Raw genomic sequence first — 15,948 nt, 5'->3', positions numbered from 1 at the left:
AATTCACGTAAGCAACTCCTTGGCTCACAGAACGACATGGCTACGATCCGACTTGGAAACACCGCGGTTGAACGACAGTTCAAGTGCGGCCCGACCCTTACACGAGACCTGAAGCGCCGCTCCCGTTACCTTGTACGCCGAGGTCGGCCTGTTTCCCATGTGATGCGAACGGGCGCGAGACAACCGGTCGCCGGCCTCCTGACCGGCCTCGTTCCGAATTGGCACGAGCGGCAATTCACGGTCCATCGTGCCCGGCAGCGGCGCGTGGGCCGGCCGCACCAGCAGCTGTTTGCTCGGAGAACGCGTCCGAACCCCAAGGAGAGAAAGTGAAAGCTCTGGTGTTGTCAGGCGGGCCGGCGGCCCCGATCGCCGGCGGGAGCGCCCATGGCATCGGCAGCCCCACATGGATCGAGGTAGTCACCTCATGAAACTCCTGGTCACAGGCGGTGCCGGTTTCATCGGCTCGCATTACGTACGCGCCCTGCTCGCCGGCGAGTACCCCGGTTACGAGCAGGCCCATGTCACCGTGCTCGATTCCCTGACCTATGCCGGGCGCCGGGAGAATCTGCCGGCCGGTCACCCGCGGCTGGATTTCGTTCAGGGCGATATCTGCGACCTTCCCCTGCTCCTCGACGTGCTGCCCGGCCACGACGCTGTCGTGCATTTCGCCGCGGAATCGCACGTGGACCGGTCCGTGCGCTCTGCCGCGGAGTTCGTGCGAACCAATGTGACGGGCACCCAGAGTCTCCTGGAGGCATCCCTGCGCCGCGGCATCCCGCGGTTCGTCCACGTCTCGACCGACGAGGTGTACGGCTCGACCGACGACGGCTCGTGGACTGAGGAAGCCTCGCTGCAGCCCAACTCGCCCTATGCGGCGTCGAAGGCGAGTTCCGACCTGATCGCGCGCGCCTACTGGCGCACCCACGGGCTGGACGTGTCCGTCACCCGCTGCTCCAACAACTACGGCCCTTACCAGTTCCCCGAGAAGCTGATCCCGCTGTTCGTGACGAACCTGATGGAGGGCAGGACCGTTCCGCTCTACGGCGACGGGCACAACGTGCGCGAGTGGCTGCACGTGGAGGACCACTGCCGCGCCGTGCAGGCCGTTCTCACCTCGGGCGGGGCGGGCGAGGTCTACAACGTCGGAGGCGGAACCGGGCACACCAACCTGGAACTCACCGAGCGTCTGCTGGCGTTGTGCGGCGCGGACCGTTCGATGATCAGGTTCGTGACCGACCGCAAGGGCCACGACCTGCGGTACGCGCTCGACGACAGCAAGATCCGCGAGCAGCTGGGGTACGCCCCCCGCGTCTCCTTCGACCAGGGACTGGCCGCGACGGTCGCCTGGTACCGGGACAACCCCGGGTGGTGGAAGACGGTGGACGGCGGCCGCGTCCCCGCCGGGGCGGCCGGCTCCACCGACGGTGGTGGCCTCGCATGAGCGAACGCAAGGCCCTGGTGCTCGACGAGGTCCGCAAGTACCACGCGGACCAACAGGCCGACACCGGCTTCATCCCCGGCGTCACCGAGATCTGGCCGTCCGGAGCGGTGATCGACGCCGACGACCGGGTGGCCCTGGTGGAGGCCGCGCTGGACCTGCGGATCGCGGTGGGCCAGCGTTCGCGGACGTTCGAGTCCCGCTTCGCCAAGCTGCTCGGCCGGCGCAAGGCCCACCTCACCAACTCCGGTTCCTCCGCGAACCTGCTGGCCCTGACCGCCCTGACCTCGCACGTGCGCGGCGACCGCGCCCTGCAGCCCGGCGACGAAGTGATCACGGTCGCGGCGGGTTTCCCGACCACGGTGAACCCGATCGTGCAGAACGGTCTCGTTCCCGTCTTCGTGGACGTCGAGCTACCGATCTACAACACCACCGCGGAGCGGGTCGCGGCGGCGATCGGCCCGAAGACCCGGGCGATCATGATCGCCCACGCGCTGGGCAATCCCTTCGAGGCCGGGGAGATCGCCGCCCTGGCCGAGGAGCACGGCCTGGCCTTCGTCGAGGACAACTGCGACGCGGTGGGCGCCACCTACGACGGGCGTCTGACGGGCACGTTCGGCGATCTGGCGACGGTGAGCTTCTACCCGGCCCACCATCTGACGATGGGCGAGGGCGGCATCGTCGTGACCTCGGACCTGAAGCTGGCGCGGGCCGTGGAGTCGCTGCGCGACTGGGGCCGGGACTGCTGGTGCGAGCCGGGCGAGAACAACACCTGCCTGAAGCGGTTCGCCCATCAGATGGGCGATCTGCCGCACGGCTACGACCACAAGTACACGTTCTCGCACATCGGTTACAACCTGAAGACGACCGATCTGCAGGCCGGCCTCGGGCTCTCCCAGCTGGACAAGCTGGACAGCTTCGTGGCGGCGCGCAGGCACAACTGGCGGCGGCTGCGCGAGGGGCTGGAGGACGTGCCGTTCCTGCGGCTGCCCGAGCCGACGCCGCGCAGCGAGCCGAGCTGGTTCGGATTCATCATCACCGTCGATCCGAAGGCGCCGTTCGGCAGAGCGGCCCTGGTGAACTTCCTGGAGGGCCGCAAGATCGGCACCCGCCAGCTGTTCGCGGGCAATCTGACCCGCCAGCCGGCATGGGTGGGTCGCCCCCACCGCGTGGTCGGCGACCTCGCCAACAGCGACCTGATCACCGAGCAGACCTTCTGGGTCGGGGTCTACCCCGGCCTGACCGACGAGATGATCGATTACGTCATCGCGTCGATCAGAGAGTTCACGAGGAGCTGGCGATGACGCTGACCCTGCACCCGCGCCACGACACCACGCTGGCCGGCCGGCTGTCCCGGTCCGCCACCGAGCGGACCGCGGGCGCGGGCCCGCGCACCGCCGAGGTGGCCGACTGGCTGGCCGAGCGCCGCGCCGCCCACCGCTTCGCCGTCACCCGGATTCCCTTCGCCGACCTGGAGGGCTGGGCCTTCCAGCCGGACACCGGGAACCTCGCCCACCACAGCTCACGCTTCTTCACCGTCGAAGGGCTGCGCGCGGAGATCGGTGGGGAGCCGCCCACCCGCTGGGTGCAGCCCATCATCAGGCAGCCGGAGGTGGGCATCCTCGGCATCCTGGCCAAGGAGTTCGACGGTGTCCTGCACTTCCTCATGCAGGCGAAGATGGAGCCGGGCAACCCCAATTTGCTGCAGCTCTCCCCCACCGTGCAGGCGACCCGCTCGAACTACACCAACGTGCACCGCGGGGCGGCGGTGAAGTACCTCGACTACTTCACCCGCCCCGGCCCGGGCCGACGGGTGGTGGCCGACGTGCTGCAGTCCGAGCACGGCTCCTGGTTCTTTCACAAGTCCAACCGGAACATGATCGTCGAAACCGACGAAGAGGTGCCGTCCGAACCGGACTTCACCTGGCTGACGCTCGGCCAGATCGGTGCGCTGCTGCACGTCGACGATCTGGTCAACATGGACGCCCGCACGGTCCTGTCCTGCGCGCCCGTCGCCTTCCCCGAGACGTCGGCGCGGCTCTCGGACTCCATGCTGATGTCCTGGTTCACCGGCGAGCGGTCGCGGCACGAGACACGGATGTCGTGCGTGCCGCTGAACTACGTGACCGGCTGGGAGCGCGACGAGTGGTCGATCCACCGGCCGGACGGCCGCTACTTCAAGGTCGTCTCCGTCGGCGTCGAGGCCGGCAGCCGCGAGGTGAGCAGTTGGACCCAGCCGCTCTTCGAACCGGCCGGGCAGGGCGTGGTCGCCTTCATCACCCAGCGGTTCGGCGGGGTACCGCACCTCCTGGTGAACGCCCGGGTGGAAGGCGGCTTCCTCGACACCGTGGAACTCAGCGCGACCGTTCAGTGCATTCCGGACAACTACCGGCAGCCCGGCGCCGCCGGCCGCCCGCCGTTCCTGGACCTGGTCCTGGACACGGCGCCCGAGCGCGTACGGTACGAGGCGGTCCATTCGGAGGAGGGCGGCAGGTTCCTCAACGCGGAGTCGCGCTATCTGATCGTGGAGCCTGCCACGCCCATCGAGGGCGCACTCCCTGCGGGCTACTGCTGGCTGACGCCAGGTCAGCTGGCCTCGCTCACCCGGCACGGGCACTACGTCAACGTGCAGGCACGCACGCTGCTCTCCTGCCTGACCACCGGCGCGGTGACCTGGTGACAGAGCGGCCCCCGAGATCCACCGCAGTCCCGTCCGAGTCATTCGAGTCAACAGATCACACCGGAGGTAGACCCATGCCCGCATTCCCGCCCCCGCCCGTCGTCCGAGCCGTGGAGAGGAGCCGGGCGGACCTGCAACGCGCCGCCCGGGACCTGGCACCGGCACCGTTCGCGCTGCTGGAGGTGGTGATGGCGTCCATGGTGACCCAGTGCGTCCACGTCGCTGCCAAGCTGGGGATCGCGGACGTGCTGGCCGACGGGCCGCGGCAGCCCGCGCAGGTCGCCCAGCAGGTGGGCGCGGACGAGGACGCGGTGGCCCGGCTGCTGCGCCTGCTCGCCACGCACCAGATATTCGAGCAGCAGCCGGACGGCGCGTACGCGCTCACGCCGATGGCGGACGCGCTGCGCGCCGACCACCCGATGTCCATGCGCGACACCGCCCTGCTGATGGGGCACCCCACCCACTGGGAGGACTGGGGCCACTTCCTGGACGCCGTCGTCACCGGGGAACCCAGCCTGCCGAAGCTGCGCGGCATGGGGGCCTTCGAGTACCTCATGCAGAACCCCGAGTACGGCGAGGTGTTCATGAAGGGGATGGGCGCCATCTCGGAAACCGAGACCGCGCCGATTCTCGCGGCCTACGACTTCTCGGTCTTCGACACCGTGGTGGACTTCTGCGGAGGCCGCGGCGGACTCATCGCCGGAATCCTGCAGCAGGCGCCGAACGTGTCGGGCATCCTGTCCGACCCCCGGGTCGACGGCAACGGGGCAGCCGCTTTCCTGGCCGAGCAGGGTGTGGACGGGCGCTGCCGCACCGCCGGCGGGGACCTGTTCGACCCGGTGGTCGAAGGCGGTGACGCCTACGTCCTGAAGCACATCGTGCACGACTGGCCCGAGGAGCAGGCGCTGCAGATCCTGCGCAACGTGCGGGCCGCCATCAAGCCGGGCGGCAAGCTCCTGCTGATCGAGATGGTGCCGCCGGAGAAGGGCAACGACCCGCACTCCGGCAAGCTGGTCGACCTGTGGCTGCTGCTGCTGGTAGGCGGCAAGGAGCGCACCGCCTCGCAGTACGCCGACCTGGTCGCCCGGGCCGGCTTCAAGCTGGAGCGGGTGGTGGAGACTGCCGCGCCCGTGTCCATCGTGGAGGCCGTCGCGGTCTGATCCCGCCGGCACACTGGCGTGGCCCCGGAGCAGTGAATGCTCCGGGGCCACGTCATGTGTGCCGGCGGGATCAGGCGGCCGGCCGCCTGTCCGCCGCCGACGGGTCGGCCGGGCCGAGCCACCGCTCGAGCGCGGTCCGCAGCTCCTTCAGGTCTCCGTCGGCGGGACTGCCCGCCCAGGCGACGTAGCCGTCGGGGCGCACCAGCACCGCGGTGGCGCCGGCCAGAATGCCGTCGGCATCCGCCGGCGGTGCCGTCACCGTCGCCACGGACACCCGCCCGTGCCACGCGCGCGCCTCGCGGCGGACGTCCGCGTCGTCGGCCAGGTCCAGCAGCACGCCGTGGCCGCAGTGGAGCAGCTGGGCGACACTGACCGTGCCCTGGCCGGAGGTGAACTGCCGGGGCGGCATGCGACGGCCGGTGAGCGGGTGGGTGTCGTCCTCGCCGGGGTCGTAGCGGATGTCGACGTGGCTGACCATGCCGGCCAGGTGGCGCTTGACGTCGTCGTGCCGGATCAGTTCGCCGAGGAGCTCGCGCAGCGGAGCGGACTCGGCGCCACCGAGGTAGACCGTGCCCTGGGCCCGCGTGTTCATCAGCAGACGGCGGCCGGCCGCGTGCCGCTCCTCGTGGTAACTGTCCAGCAGCTCCGGCCCGTGGTCGCCCCGGATGACCGCGGCGAGTTTCCAGCCGAGGTTGAACGCGTCCTGGACGCCCGTGCTCAGTCCCTGGCCGCCTGCGGGCAGGTGGATGTGGGCCGCGTCGCCGGCCAGGAAGACGCGGCCGCGCCGGTACTGCGAGGCCTGGCGGGTGGCGTCGGTGAAGGAGCTCACCCAGTCCGCGGTGCCGCCCGAGATGTCCTCGCCGGTGATGTGCTGCCAGGCCCGCGCCACCTCGTCGAAGGTCACGGTGCGTTCCCGCTCGTGGGCCGGGGTGCCGTCGGGGCAGACGATGATCCGGGTGACGCCCTCGCTCAACGGAGCGGACATGACCATGCCGTTGGCCGTGCGCTCGCCCAGCGGCCGGTGGCGCAGTTCCACGCCGCTGACGTCGGCCAGGTACATGCCGCGCGTCGCGTCGTGTCCGGGGAACGCGAACCCTGCCGCCGTCCGCACCCGGCTGGATCCTCCGTCGCAGCCCACCAGCCAGTGCGCGCGCAGGTGTCGCTGCGCGCCCTGCGGATCGCGGACGGTCAGGTGCACGCCGTCGCCGTGGAGGGAGTCGTCCTCGAGGGTGACGAACTCCCACCCGCGCCGGATGTCGGCTCCCATCTCGCCCGCCCAGGCCTCCAGCACCCGCTCGGTGACGCTCTGGGGTATCCCCCGCGCGCCGAAGTGCGCGTCGGGCAGGACGGTGTAGTCGAACACGGTCCCGCCGAAGTGGCCCATGGGGCTGGTCTCGACGGTCTCGCCCTGCCCGAAGCGGGGCAGCAGTCCGCGCGCGTCGAACACCTCCATGGCGCGCGCCGTGAAGCCGAGGCCGCGGGACTGGCCGGTGGGTTCGGTGAGTCGTTCCACTACGACGACGTCGGCTCCGCCCAGGCGCAGTTCGCCGGCGAGCATCAGCCCGGTCGGTCCTGCGCCGATGACGATGACGTCGGCGTCGACCACTGTCGCTGCCATGATGTGATTCCCCTCCTGGTGATGGACGAGCAGGGTGGTGGGGTGGGCGTGTTGCGCACTAGAGCCTGTCGGTGGGCGGCCCGAACCAGCGGGTCAGTGCCTCGGTCAGTGAAAACTCCGTCCCGCTCGTCCAGGCCACATGGCCGTCGGGGCGGACCAGCACGGCCTCGGCCGGGACGTCCAGGACGCTGCCGGGCTCGGCTCGGGCGCTCACGGCCGTGACGTGGTCCCGCCAGCCGGTGAGTTCCGTGACGGCGCCGCAGCCGGTGCCGAGGTTCAGCAGCAGTCCGCCGCCCCGGCGCAGCAGGGCCGCGGTGGTGACGGAGTCCTGTGCGACCCGCAGCGTCGAGGGGGGCAGCCGGGCCCCCAGCAGCGGGTCTTTCCCCCCGCCGGTGGCGTAGCGGATGTCCAGTCCGCTGATCAGGCCTGCCAGACGAGCTCGTACCTCCTCGTGGCCGATCATCTCGGCCAGCACCGCCCGCAGCGGCTCCACCTCGGGGCCACCGAGCAGCAGGAGTGCCTGGGCGCGGATGTTGGACAGCACGGCGGCGCCCACCGGGTGCCGCTCGTCGTGGTAGCTGTCCAGGAGTTCGGGGCCGTGGTCGCCCCGGATCACCGCGGCGAGCTTCCACCCGAGGTTGAAGGCGTCCTGGAGTCCGAGGTTGAGGGCCTGGCCGCCGATGGGCATCTGCCGGTGTGCGGCGTCCCCGGCGAACAGGACCCGGCCGTGCCGGTAGCGGGTCAGCTGCCGGGCGGCGTCGCCGAAGCCGTTCGTCCACAGCGGGGTGCCGGCCGAGATGTCCTCGCCGGTCACCTGCTTCCAGGCCCTCGAGATCTCCTCGAAGGTGGGCTCGTCGTCGCGGTCTCGGACCCGGGCCGCGAAGGAATGGACCATCACGCGCGTGACGCCGTCCGCGCGGCGCGCCGCGATGGCCAGTCCGGTCTCCAGCCGCTCGAAGCGCCGGTCGCGTACCTCGATGCCGGCCACATCGGCCCGCAGCAGTTCACGGACGGCGTCCTGGCCGGGGAAGTCGGCCCGTAGCAGGTGCCGGACGGTACTGTCCTCGCCGTCGCAGGCCACGACGTAGGAGGCGGGGATCTCGGCGTGGCCGGCCCGGCCGACCGTCCGGACCCGTGCCTGGCCGGGTTCCTGGACGAGTTCGACGACCTCGACACCCCGGCGGATGTCGGCGCCGAGGGCGAGCGCCCACTGCTGCAGCACCGACTCGGTGGACGTCTGCGGCACCTTCCACTGTCCCGGGTGGGAACTGGGCAGGGTCAGGTCCATCGGTATGCCGCCGAAGTGGCCGCGCGGCTCGGCCGGCGGCGATCCGAACCGCGGGAGCAGTCCACGGCTGTCGAAGATCTCCATGGTGCGCGCGTGCAGGGTCGAGGCCCGCGAGGCCGTGCTGGGGACGTCACGCCGCTCCAGCACGACCACCCCGACGCCCGCCCGGGCCAGCTCACCGGCCAGCATCAGCCCGACGGGGCCCGCCCCGACGACCACGACATCGGTGGGCGCAGCTACCTCGGTCACGGTCAGGCCTTCTGCTCGGCGAAGGCCTTGGCGTGTCCGAGCGTCGCCCTGCTGTTGGTCGACAGCGCCTCGCGCACGTAGGCCCGGGCCTGGGCGACGGTGGCCTGCTCACCCAGCACGCGGGCGATGTTGGCGGTGTTGAGGGTCACCGTGTGCTGTGACGAGGCAGCGGTGCCCTGCGTGTTCTCCTCGAAGGTCCACTGGCCGGTGTGCAGCGTCAGCAGCGCCGGCAGGGTGACCTGCTTGTAGACGATCTTGTGGTCGGGGAGGACGACCCGGTAGGAGGCGGTGGTGTGGACGGAGCCGTCCTTGGCCCGGGTGTCCATCTCGAGGTGCTGCAGGCCGGGCGTGTCCTCGGTCAGTCGCGCGACGGCCACGTGGGGCAGCCGCTCGGACCAGAACTGGGCCTCGTTGACGAAGTCGAAGGCGTCCTTGGCCCTGCCGTCGATCTGCACCGTGTCGGTGAAGGAGAACGTCAGTTCGTCGGTGTCGGCGGCGTGTGCCGCCTCGACGTTGGTCTTGAGCGCGGCCAGTTCGGAGGTGCTGTTCTTGTCGACGGCCCGCTCGATCCACAGGAGATCGTGCGGATCGTCGTCCACGGCCGTGTAGTCGTGCAGCAGCCGCACCCGGGCCCGGCCCGCGGTCAGCGGTTCGATGATCCAGGTACCTCCCATGGTCGCCACCGGCGGCGCGGAGACTTCCTGGCGGAAGGTGATTCGCAGTGCCCGCGGGTCCAGGGTGCGCCGCGACGTCCAGGTCTTGGCCGTGCCGTTCGCGGTGGCCCAAATACGGATGCGTTCCTGATCGTCGCCGGTCGCTTCGCGTTCCACGTAGATGGTCGGGGGAAAGATCCGCGGCCAGTGGACCACGTCCGCGAGCATGCGGTAGATCGCGGTGGCCGGTGCGTCGATGGTGATCTCGTGCTCCACCTCACGCGTCGTCATGACCTGTGACTCCTCTGCCTGTCGTGATGAAGGGCCGTGTCCGGCCGTCTCGCCCACCGGCCGCGCCGGTGGGCGCGGGCCGGGGTCTCAGAAATTGCCCAGGCCGCCGCAGACGTTCAGGGCCTGGGAGGTGATCGAGGCGGCGGTGTCGGAGGCCAGGTAGCCCACGAGTCCGGCGACTTCCTCGGGAGTGGAGTACCGGCCCAGCGGGATCTTCGCCTGGAACTTCTGCAGGATGTCGTCCTCGGAGGCCTGCCAGGCCGCCGCGTACCCCTGCCGCACCCGCTGCGCCATCGGGGTCTCGACGTACCCGGGGCACACGGCGTTCACCGTGATGCCGGTCGGGGCCAGTTCGTTGCCGAGGGCCTTGGTGAAGCCGACCACGCCGTGCTTCGACGCGGAGTAGGGGGCGCCGAGGACCACGCCCTGCTTGCCCGCGGTGGAGGCGATGTTGATGATGCGGCCGCGGTCCTTCGTCCGCATCCCGCCGGTGGTCAGCGCCGCACGCGTGACCCGGAAGACACTGTTGAGATTGGTCTCGACGACGTCGAGCCACAGCTCGTCGTCCAGGTCGGCCGTGACGCCGCCGCCGGACCGCCCGGCGTTGTTGACGAGCACGTCGATGGTGCCGAAGCGCTGCACGGCGGCGGCGACGAACGCCTCGACGGAGGCGGTGTCCCGTACGTCGACGGCCGAACCGTCCACCTCCAGCCCCTCGTCGGTGAGGGTCTTGACCGTCAGTTCCACGTTCTCGGCGGTGCGTGCGCCGATGTAGACGCGGTGGTCGGCGGCCAGCAGGCGGGCTGTGGCCAGGCCGATACCGGAGGTGGCGCCGGTGACGATGGCCACCTTGGGCGCGGGGGTCTGCGTCATGTCAGTTCCCTTCAGGCCGCGTTGCTGGGGGCGAGCTGGTGGTTGACGACCTCGACGAAGGCCCGCGGAGTGTGGGCTTCGGTGAGGGCCGTCTCGTCCAGGGCGATGCCGTACCGGCGCTCGACGAGGCTGCCCGCCTCCAGGAGCGCGAGCGACTCGTAGCCCAGGGCCTCGAAGTCCGTGTCGAGGATGTCGCCGTCCAGGTCGACGTCCTCGGCCTCGCCCGCGGCCTGCCGCAGGATGCTCTTGAGGTCGTCCAGGGAGAACAGGTTGCCGGCCATGAGATCGGCCCTTCCTTTCGTCGTCGTCTGCGTGCGCGGCACCCTCAGGGGGCGGAGCGCACGATCATCGCGGAGTTGAATCCGCCGCTGCCGCGGGCCAGGACCAGGGCGGCGCGGACGGGCGTCCGCCTGGGCTGCCCGATGACCAGGTCCAAGGCGTAGTCCCGGCAGGGGTCGATGTTCATCGTCGGGGGGACGACGCTGTCGCGGATCGCGAGGAACGCCGCCGCCAGGTCCAGCGGAGCCGCCCCGGAGTACAGCCGTCCGGTCATCGTCTTGGGCACCGTCACCGGCACCCGGCGGTCACCGAACACGGCGTTGATCGCCTCGGCCTCGACGCGGTCGGCCACCGGATCGGCGGCGCCGTCGGCGAAGACCACGTCGATCGCGTCGGGCTTCATGCCGGCGTCGGCCAGGGCGAGGTCGATCGCCCTGCGCAGCGCCGGCGGACGGCCGCTGCCCGGACGGGGGTCCGTCGTGGCGCCGTATCCGGCGATCACGCCGTAGACGCGGGCCCCGCGCGCCCGTGCGGCGCCGGCCTCCTCGGTGATGAGGATCGCGCCGCCCTCGCCCGGTACGTAACCGCGCGCGTCGCGGTCGAACGGCAGGTAGGCGCGCGTCGGTTCGTCGCTGGTGGAGAGCTTCCCGGTGGACACCTGCGCCACCCACCCCCAGGGGCAGATCGACGCGTCCATCGCTCCCGTGACGACGAGGGGGGTGCCCTTGCGAATCTGGCGGCGTGCCTGCGCCACCGCGTCCAGCCCCCCCGCGCCTTCGCTGACCACCACCCCCGAGGGCCCCTTCATGCCGTTGCGGATGGAGATCTGACCGCTGTTGACGGCGTAGAACCAGGCGAAGGACTGGTAGGCCGAGACGTACTGGCTGCCCCGGCTCCACAGATTGCGCAGCTCCCCCTGGCCGAACTCGAATCCGCCCGCGGAGGAAGCGGTGATCACGCCCATGTCGAAGTCGGGTACGTCCTTCGGTGTCACGGCCGCATCCGCCAGCGCCCAGTCCGCGGCGACCAGCGACAGCCGCGTCACCCGGTCCGTCTGCGGCAGCAGCCGGCTGGACAGGTGCTGCTCGGCGTGGAAGCCGGGCACCTGACCGGCCAGCCGCGCCGGGTAGGGCGACGGGTCGAAGTGGGTGATGCGCGCGATGCCGGTCTTTCCGCCGCACGTCGCCGACCACCAGTCGTGGACGCCGAGCCCGTTCGCCGCGGCCACGCTGATGCCGGTGACCACCACCTGTCCGGTCACCGCAGGCTCCTCTCGGGGGAGGCCAGCACCATCGCGCTCTGGAACCCGCCGAAGCCGCTGCCCACCGTCAGCACCGCGTCGGTGCGCTGTGCACGTGCGGTCAGGGGCACGTAGTCCAGGTCGCACTCCGGGTCCCGGTGGTGCAGGTTGGCCGTCGGCGGCACCACGTCGTGCTCCATGGCCAGGGCGGACGCGGCGATCTCGATCGATCCGATGGCGCCCAGTGAGTGCCCCACCATGGACTTGATGGAGCTCATCGGGGTCCGGTAGGCGTGCTCCCCCAGGCTTCTTTTCACCGCGGCGGTCTCGTGGCGGTCGTTCTGCTTCGTGCCCGAGCCGTGCGCGTTGACGTAGTCGATCTCGTCGGGGTTCAGCCGCGCTTCGTCGAGTGCCACCCCGATGGCCTCGGCCATCTCCAGGCCGTCCGGGCGCAGCCCGGTCATGTGGTAGGCGTTGGAGCGGGTCGCGTACCCGGCGATCTCCGCGTAGATGTGTGCGCCGCGAGCGCGGGCCGCCTCCAGTTCCTCCAGCACGAAGAAGGCTGCGCCCTCTCCGAGCACGAAGCCGTTGCGGGTCGCGTCGAACGGCCGCGAGGCGTGCTCGGGATCGTCGTGCCGGGGCGTGGTGGCCTTGATGGCGTCGAAGCACGCCATCGTGATGGGGGAGATCGGGGCGTCGGACGATCCGGCCACCGCCACGTCCGCCGATCCCTCACGGATCAGCTCGACCGCGTAGCCGACCGAGTCGATGCCGGAGGTGCAGCCGGTGGACACCACGGTGCTGGGTCCTTCCGCGCCCACGGCCCACGCCACTTCCGCGGCGAACGAGCTCGGCACCATGTGGTTGTACAGGTGCGGCACGGCGTAGTGGTGGTCGACGATGTCCAGTCGGCCGCCGTCGCTCACCACCCGGTACTCCTGGTCCAGGCCCATCGTGGCGCCCACCGCGCTGCCGACGGTCACCGCGACGCGGTGCGGATCCAGTTCACCGGCCGCCAGGCCGCTGTCCTTAACCGCGTTGCGCGCGGCGACCACGGCGAACTGGGCCGCCCGGTCCATCCGGCGTATCTCGTGCGGGGTCAGGCCGTGGTCGTACGGGTCGAAGTCGGCCTCGGCCGCCACGCGCGACCGGAACGGAGACGGATCGAAGAAGGTGATGCCGCGTGTGGCGGTGCGGCCGCTGCTGAGCAGGCCCCAGAAGTCCTTGCGGCCGACCCCGCCGGGCGCGATCACCTCGATGCCGGTGAGGACAACGCGTCGCCCTGTCAACGGGACGCCTCCCAGTGGTAGAAGCGCGTGGCCAGTGCGTCGGCCGGCGACCGCCAGGTCTTGGGGTCGTACGCCTCGATGAACGGCTTGAGGTCGTCGCTGATCCTGACGAACCGGGGGTCCGTCTTGGCCTTCTCGATCCGCTCCGCGCCGTCGGTCTCGTCGAAGTCCTGCAGGTGGAAGTACAGGCCCTGGTAGGAGAACAGCTGGCGGCGGCGCGTCCCCATGCGTTCGGGCATGTCGGTGGCGTCGAAGGCGGAGAACAGGTCGGCCACTTCCCTGCCGGTGGCCGGTGACATCCGGGCGACGATCAGCGTGCTGTGCATAGGGGTTGCCTCCTCAGAACGGCAGCATGGGTGGCGCAGGGCGGCGGGGCCCGCGCGCGGCGGCCGGTGACGAACCGCAGCCTCGACCGTGCGGCCTGTCGGTAGCGCCGCGCCCGGGCCTTGCCGGAGTGCGGCCTGAGTGGTGCTGGGGGATGGCGCGGGGCGGGCACGGCGCGCACCGCCCGTGCGGTGTGATCCGGGCGGTGCGGCTGTACGGGGTCCCGCTACGCGCCGGCGGAGCGGGTGAGCACCACGCGGTAGGTGTTGGAGTCGATCGATGTGGCGAGGTCCTTCACCCGGTCCTCGGCCTTCTGGCGAGCGGCCGGCCGCTCGCTCCGGGGCTGGTGGCGGTAGGCGTCGTAGGCCTCCTTGGTCTCCCACTGCGAGTAGAGGACCACGAACGCCCCGTCCACGCCGCGGGCCCGCAGTCCCTTGAAGACCGCCAGGGACCGGAACCCGGGGACGTCCGCGACGTCCGCCTGGTCCGCGCTGAGGACCTCGACGAGTTCGGCCTGGTTCTCCTGCGCCACTTTGATGACGGTGATGGTGGTGTAGTCGTCGCGCTCGGGGGCGACCTCCACGACACCCCCGAGGGACGGGTGGGTCACCGTGTAGGCGATCTCGTTCTGCAGCAGGCGGATCGAGGTCGTGATCTCGCCGAAGACCGGCAGCGTGCGGTGCTTGAACTCCTCGCCGGCGTACCGGTTCTCCAGGTCCACGCTGCTGCGCCACTGGATGAGGTTGGCCGTCCCGGGGCTGTCCACGCCCGCGTGCACCGTGCTCGACATCCAGCCCTCGTACGCCGCGGCCTGGACGATCTTGGTCATTTCCCGGATCAGGGAGTCTTGCTTCTCAGGGGCGTCGGTGGTGAAGAGGTTGAGGACCGTGAGGTGGTTGTCCTGGGTGGTGATGGCAGGCATGGATGATGTCTCTTCCTGTGGGTTGCCGGTGGGCAGAGCCGCGGCAGGCGACGGCTGCTGCTCGGAAAAGGGGAGTTCAGGCGGAGGCCGGGCCGAACCAGCGGGACAGCGCGTCGGTCAGCCCGCCGGTGCCCTCGTCGGGGCTCCCGGCCCAGGCGACGTAACCGTCGGGGCGCACCAGGAGTCCTGCGGTCACGCAGTCGTGGTCGAAGCGGTCCACGGCGACCGTGTCGACCCGGTCTGCCCAGGCGGAAGCCGCCTCGGCCAGCTCCCCCGTGAGGTCGAGCAGGACGCCGCGGCCCGCGTGGAGCAGCGTGAGCGCGGTGGTCTTGGTGCCGTCCACCACGATGTCCCGGTCCGGCAGCCGCCGGCCGAGCAGGGGGTGATCGCCCTCCCCCACGTCGTGGCGGATGTCCAGACCGGTGACCATCCCGGCGAGATGGCGCTGGACCGTCACGTGGCACCCGACCAGTTCGGCGAAGACTTCCCGCAGGGGGGCCATCTCGTCGCCGCCGAGGTACAGCAGCCGCTGGGCCAGCGTGTTGGTCAGGATCCGCGCGGCGACGGGGTGCCGTTCGCTGTGGTACGTGTCGAGCAGTCCCTGCGGCGCCAGGCCCTTGACCTCCAGAGCCAGTTTCCAGCCGAGGTTGACCGCGTCCTGGATGCCCGCGCTCATCCCCTGCGCCCCGATGGGCAGGTGGGTGTGGGCGGCGTCGCCCGCCACCAGGACCCGGCCCTTGCGATAGGCGGCGGCCAGCCGGCTGACGTCGGTGGTCGAGCTGACCCACAGCGGGCGCGCTCCGGACAGGTCGTCACCCGACAGCCGCTCGAAGGCCTCACGGACCTCCTCGAAGGTGATCGCCTGCCCGGCCGGGCGCAGCGGCGCGGCCGCGTCGAAGTAGATGATGCGGCTGCGCTCGGGCCCGATCGGAATGACCATCACCATGCCGCCCGGTACCCGCTCGCCGCTGAAACGCGGCCGCAGCCGCACTCCTTCGACGTCGGCGAACCGCAGCTCGATGGCGGGCTCGGTGCCCGGGTAGTCGATCCCGGCCAGGGTGCGGACCGTGCTGCGGGCGCCGTCGCAGCCCACCACGTACCTGGCCGTGATCTCCAGCTCGCCCTGGTCGTCCACGGCTCGTACGCGGACCGCGTCGGCGCCGGTCTCCAGACCCGTCACCTCGACACCACGCCGCACCCGGGCACCCAGTTCAGCCGCCCACCCGCCCAACACCGCCTCCGTACGCGACTGCGGGATGCCGCGCGCCCCGTACGATCCGCCCTCGATCACCTGGTAGTCCAGCGGCACCCCGCCGAAGTGGCCGGCCGGAATCACCTGGACATCGCCGAAACGCGTGGTCAGATCACGCTGGGAGAATTCTTCTATCGTCCGCGCGGAGAATCCCAGAGCGCGCGAGAACTGCATCGGCTCCGCGAGCTTTTCCAGGACCGTTACTGAAACTCCACTGAGCCTCAATTCCCCGGCGAGCATGAGTCCAGTGGGACCTGCACCCACAATCAGAACGTCTGTGTCAAAGGAGTTCATCCGACCTCTCCTCGCTTGAGTCCGACCAGTATTACGACGAGAAACGAAGTCGGATCGTAGCCATGTCGTTCTGTGAGCCAAGGAGTTGCTTACGTGAA

Annotated in this window: 14 protein-coding genes; 4 read left to right on the top strand and 10 right to left on the bottom strand. The window is 70.6% G+C overall.

Features of this window, described 5'->3' with window-relative positions; genetic code table 11:
* Positions 1 to 424 precede the first annotated feature (424 nt).
* The 4 genes from rfbB (at position 425) to ABEA26_RS30240 (ending at position 5,278) form a co-directional block, all read left to right on the top strand.
* On the top strand, positions 425 to 1,441 hold the full coding sequence (rfbB, locus tag ABEA26_RS30255) for a dTDP-glucose 4,6-dehydratase (protein ID WP_345596553.1): 1,017 nt from the start codon (positions 425 to 427) through the stop codon (positions 1,439 to 1,441).
* The gene (rfbH, locus tag ABEA26_RS30250; RefSeq protein WP_345596552.1) at positions 1,438 to 2,742 is read left to right on the top strand and encodes a lipopolysaccharide biosynthesis protein RfbH; all 1,305 of its coding nucleotides are present in this window, start codon (positions 1,438 to 1,440) and stop codon (positions 2,740 to 2,742) included. The genes rfbB and rfbH overlap by 4 nt, the downstream gene beginning before the upstream one ends.
* On the top strand, positions 2,739 to 4,118 hold the full coding sequence (locus tag ABEA26_RS30245; protein WP_345596551.1) for an NDP-hexose 2,3-dehydratase family protein: 1,380 nt from the start codon (positions 2,739 to 2,741) through the stop codon (positions 4,116 to 4,118). The genes rfbH and ABEA26_RS30245 overlap by 4 nt, the downstream gene beginning before the upstream one ends.
* A gap of 74 nt (positions 4,119 to 4,192) precedes the next feature.
* The gene (locus ABEA26_RS30240) at positions 4,193 to 5,278 is read left to right on the top strand and encodes a methyltransferase (protein WP_345596550.1); all 1,086 of its coding nucleotides are present in this window, start codon (positions 4,193 to 4,195) and stop codon (positions 5,276 to 5,278) included.
* Between the two features lie 70 nt (positions 5,279 to 5,348).
* On the opposite strand, the gene ABEA26_RS30235 is transcribed toward ABEA26_RS30240, so the two are convergent.
* The 10 genes from ABEA26_RS30235 to ABEA26_RS30190 all read right to left on the bottom strand — a co-directional run bounded on the left by ABEA26_RS30235 (position 5,349) and on the right by ABEA26_RS30190 (position 15,850).
* Positions 5,349 to 6,896, bottom strand: a complete 1,548-nt coding sequence (locus tag ABEA26_RS30235; protein ID WP_345596549.1) for an FAD-dependent monooxygenase — start codon at positions 6,894 to 6,896, stop codon at positions 5,349 to 5,351.
* A 58-nt stretch (positions 6,897 to 6,954) separates the two neighbouring features.
* Positions 6,955 to 8,433 (bottom strand): FAD-dependent oxidoreductase, encoded by a 1,479-nt coding sequence (locus ABEA26_RS30230; protein ID WP_345596548.1) that lies wholly within the window; start codon positions 8,431 to 8,433, stop codon positions 6,955 to 6,957.
* Positions 8,434 to 8,435: 2 nt separating this feature from the next.
* Positions 8,436 to 9,377, bottom strand: a complete 942-nt coding sequence (locus tag ABEA26_RS30225) for an aromatase/cyclase (RefSeq protein ID WP_345596547.1) — start codon at positions 9,375 to 9,377, stop codon at positions 8,436 to 8,438.
* Between the two features lie 87 nt (positions 9,378 to 9,464).
* The gene (locus ABEA26_RS30220) at positions 9,465 to 10,250 is read right to left on the bottom strand and encodes an SDR family NAD(P)-dependent oxidoreductase (protein ID WP_345596546.1); all 786 of its coding nucleotides are present in this window, start codon (positions 10,248 to 10,250) and stop codon (positions 9,465 to 9,467) included.
* Positions 10,251 to 10,261: 11 nt separating this feature from the next.
* Entirely contained in the window at positions 10,262 to 10,531 is a 270-nt protein-coding gene (locus ABEA26_RS30215) for an acyl carrier protein (RefSeq protein ID WP_345596545.1), read from the bottom strand.
* Positions 10,532 to 10,575: 44 nt separating this feature from the next.
* Entirely contained in the window at positions 10,576 to 11,790 is a 1,215-nt protein-coding gene (locus ABEA26_RS30210; RefSeq protein WP_345596544.1) for a ketosynthase chain-length factor, read from the bottom strand.
* A complete protein-coding gene (locus ABEA26_RS30205; RefSeq protein ID WP_345596543.1) occupies positions 11,787 to 13,058 on the bottom strand; it encodes a beta-ketoacyl-[acyl-carrier-protein] synthase family protein in 1,272 nt (423 codons plus the stop codon). The genes ABEA26_RS30210 and ABEA26_RS30205 overlap by 4 nt, the downstream gene beginning before the upstream one ends.
* The gene (locus ABEA26_RS30200; RefSeq protein WP_345596542.1) at positions 13,055 to 13,384 is read right to left on the bottom strand and encodes a TcmI family type II polyketide cyclase; all 330 of its coding nucleotides are present in this window, start codon (positions 13,382 to 13,384) and stop codon (positions 13,055 to 13,057) included. The genes ABEA26_RS30205 and ABEA26_RS30200 overlap by 4 nt, the downstream gene beginning before the upstream one ends.
* 224 nt (positions 13,385 to 13,608) lie before the next feature.
* Entirely contained in the window at positions 13,609 to 14,304 is a 696-nt protein-coding gene (locus ABEA26_RS30195; protein WP_345596541.1) for an antibiotic biosynthesis monooxygenase family protein, read from the bottom strand.
* Between the two features lie 76 nt (positions 14,305 to 14,380).
* Positions 14,381 to 15,850: an FAD-dependent monooxygenase gene (locus ABEA26_RS30190; protein WP_345596540.1), complete on the bottom strand. Its 1,470-nt coding sequence runs from the start codon at positions 15,848 to 15,850 to the stop codon at positions 14,381 to 14,383.
* Positions 15,851 to 15,948 lie beyond the last annotated feature (98 nt).

This window comes from Streptomyces marokkonensis, assembly GCF_039539045.1.
Lineage (GTDB): Bacteria > Actinomycetota > Actinomycetes > Streptomycetales > Streptomycetaceae > Streptomyces > Streptomyces marokkonensis.
The sequence above is the reverse complement of the archived record's forward strand: the minus strand, read 5'-3'. Positions and strand labels throughout refer to the sequence as shown.

Coding starts and splice junctions, on each gene's coding strand:
- rfbB (WP_345596553.1), top strand. CDS start 425: ATGAAACTCCTGGTCACAGGCGGTGCCGGTTTCATCGGCTCGCATTAC.
- rfbH (WP_345596552.1), top strand. CDS start 1,438: ATGAGCGAACGCAAGGCCCTGGTGCTCGACGAGGTCCGCAAGTACCAC.
- ABEA26_RS30245 (WP_345596551.1), top strand. CDS start 2,739: ATGACGCTGACCCTGCACCCGCGCCACGACACCACGCTGGCCGGCCGG.
- ABEA26_RS30240 (WP_345596550.1), top strand. CDS start 4,193: ATGCCCGCATTCCCGCCCCCGCCCGTCGTCCGAGCCGTGGAGAGGAGC.
- ABEA26_RS30235 (WP_345596549.1), bottom strand. CDS start 6,896: ATGGCAGCGACAGTGGTCGACGCCGACGTCATCGTCATCGGCGCAGGA.
- ABEA26_RS30225 (WP_345596547.1), bottom strand. CDS start 9,377: ATGACGACGCGTGAGGTGGAGCACGAGATCACCATCGACGCACCGGCC.
- ABEA26_RS30220 (WP_345596546.1), bottom strand. CDS start 10,250: ATGACGCAGACCCCCGCGCCCAAGGTGGCCATCGTCACCGGCGCCACC.
- ABEA26_RS30215 (WP_345596545.1), bottom strand. CDS start 10,531: ATGGCCGGCAACCTGTTCTCCCTGGACGACCTCAAGAGCATCCTGCGG.
- ABEA26_RS30200 (WP_345596542.1), bottom strand. CDS start 13,384: ATGCACAGCACGCTGATCGTCGCCCGGATGTCACCGGCCACCGGCAGG.
- ABEA26_RS30195 (WP_345596541.1), bottom strand. CDS start 14,304: ATGCCTGCCATCACCACCCAGGACAACCACCTCACGGTCCTCAACCTC.
- ABEA26_RS30190 (WP_345596540.1), bottom strand. CDS start 15,850: ATGAACTCCTTTGACACAGACGTTCTGATTGTGGGTGCAGGTCCCACT.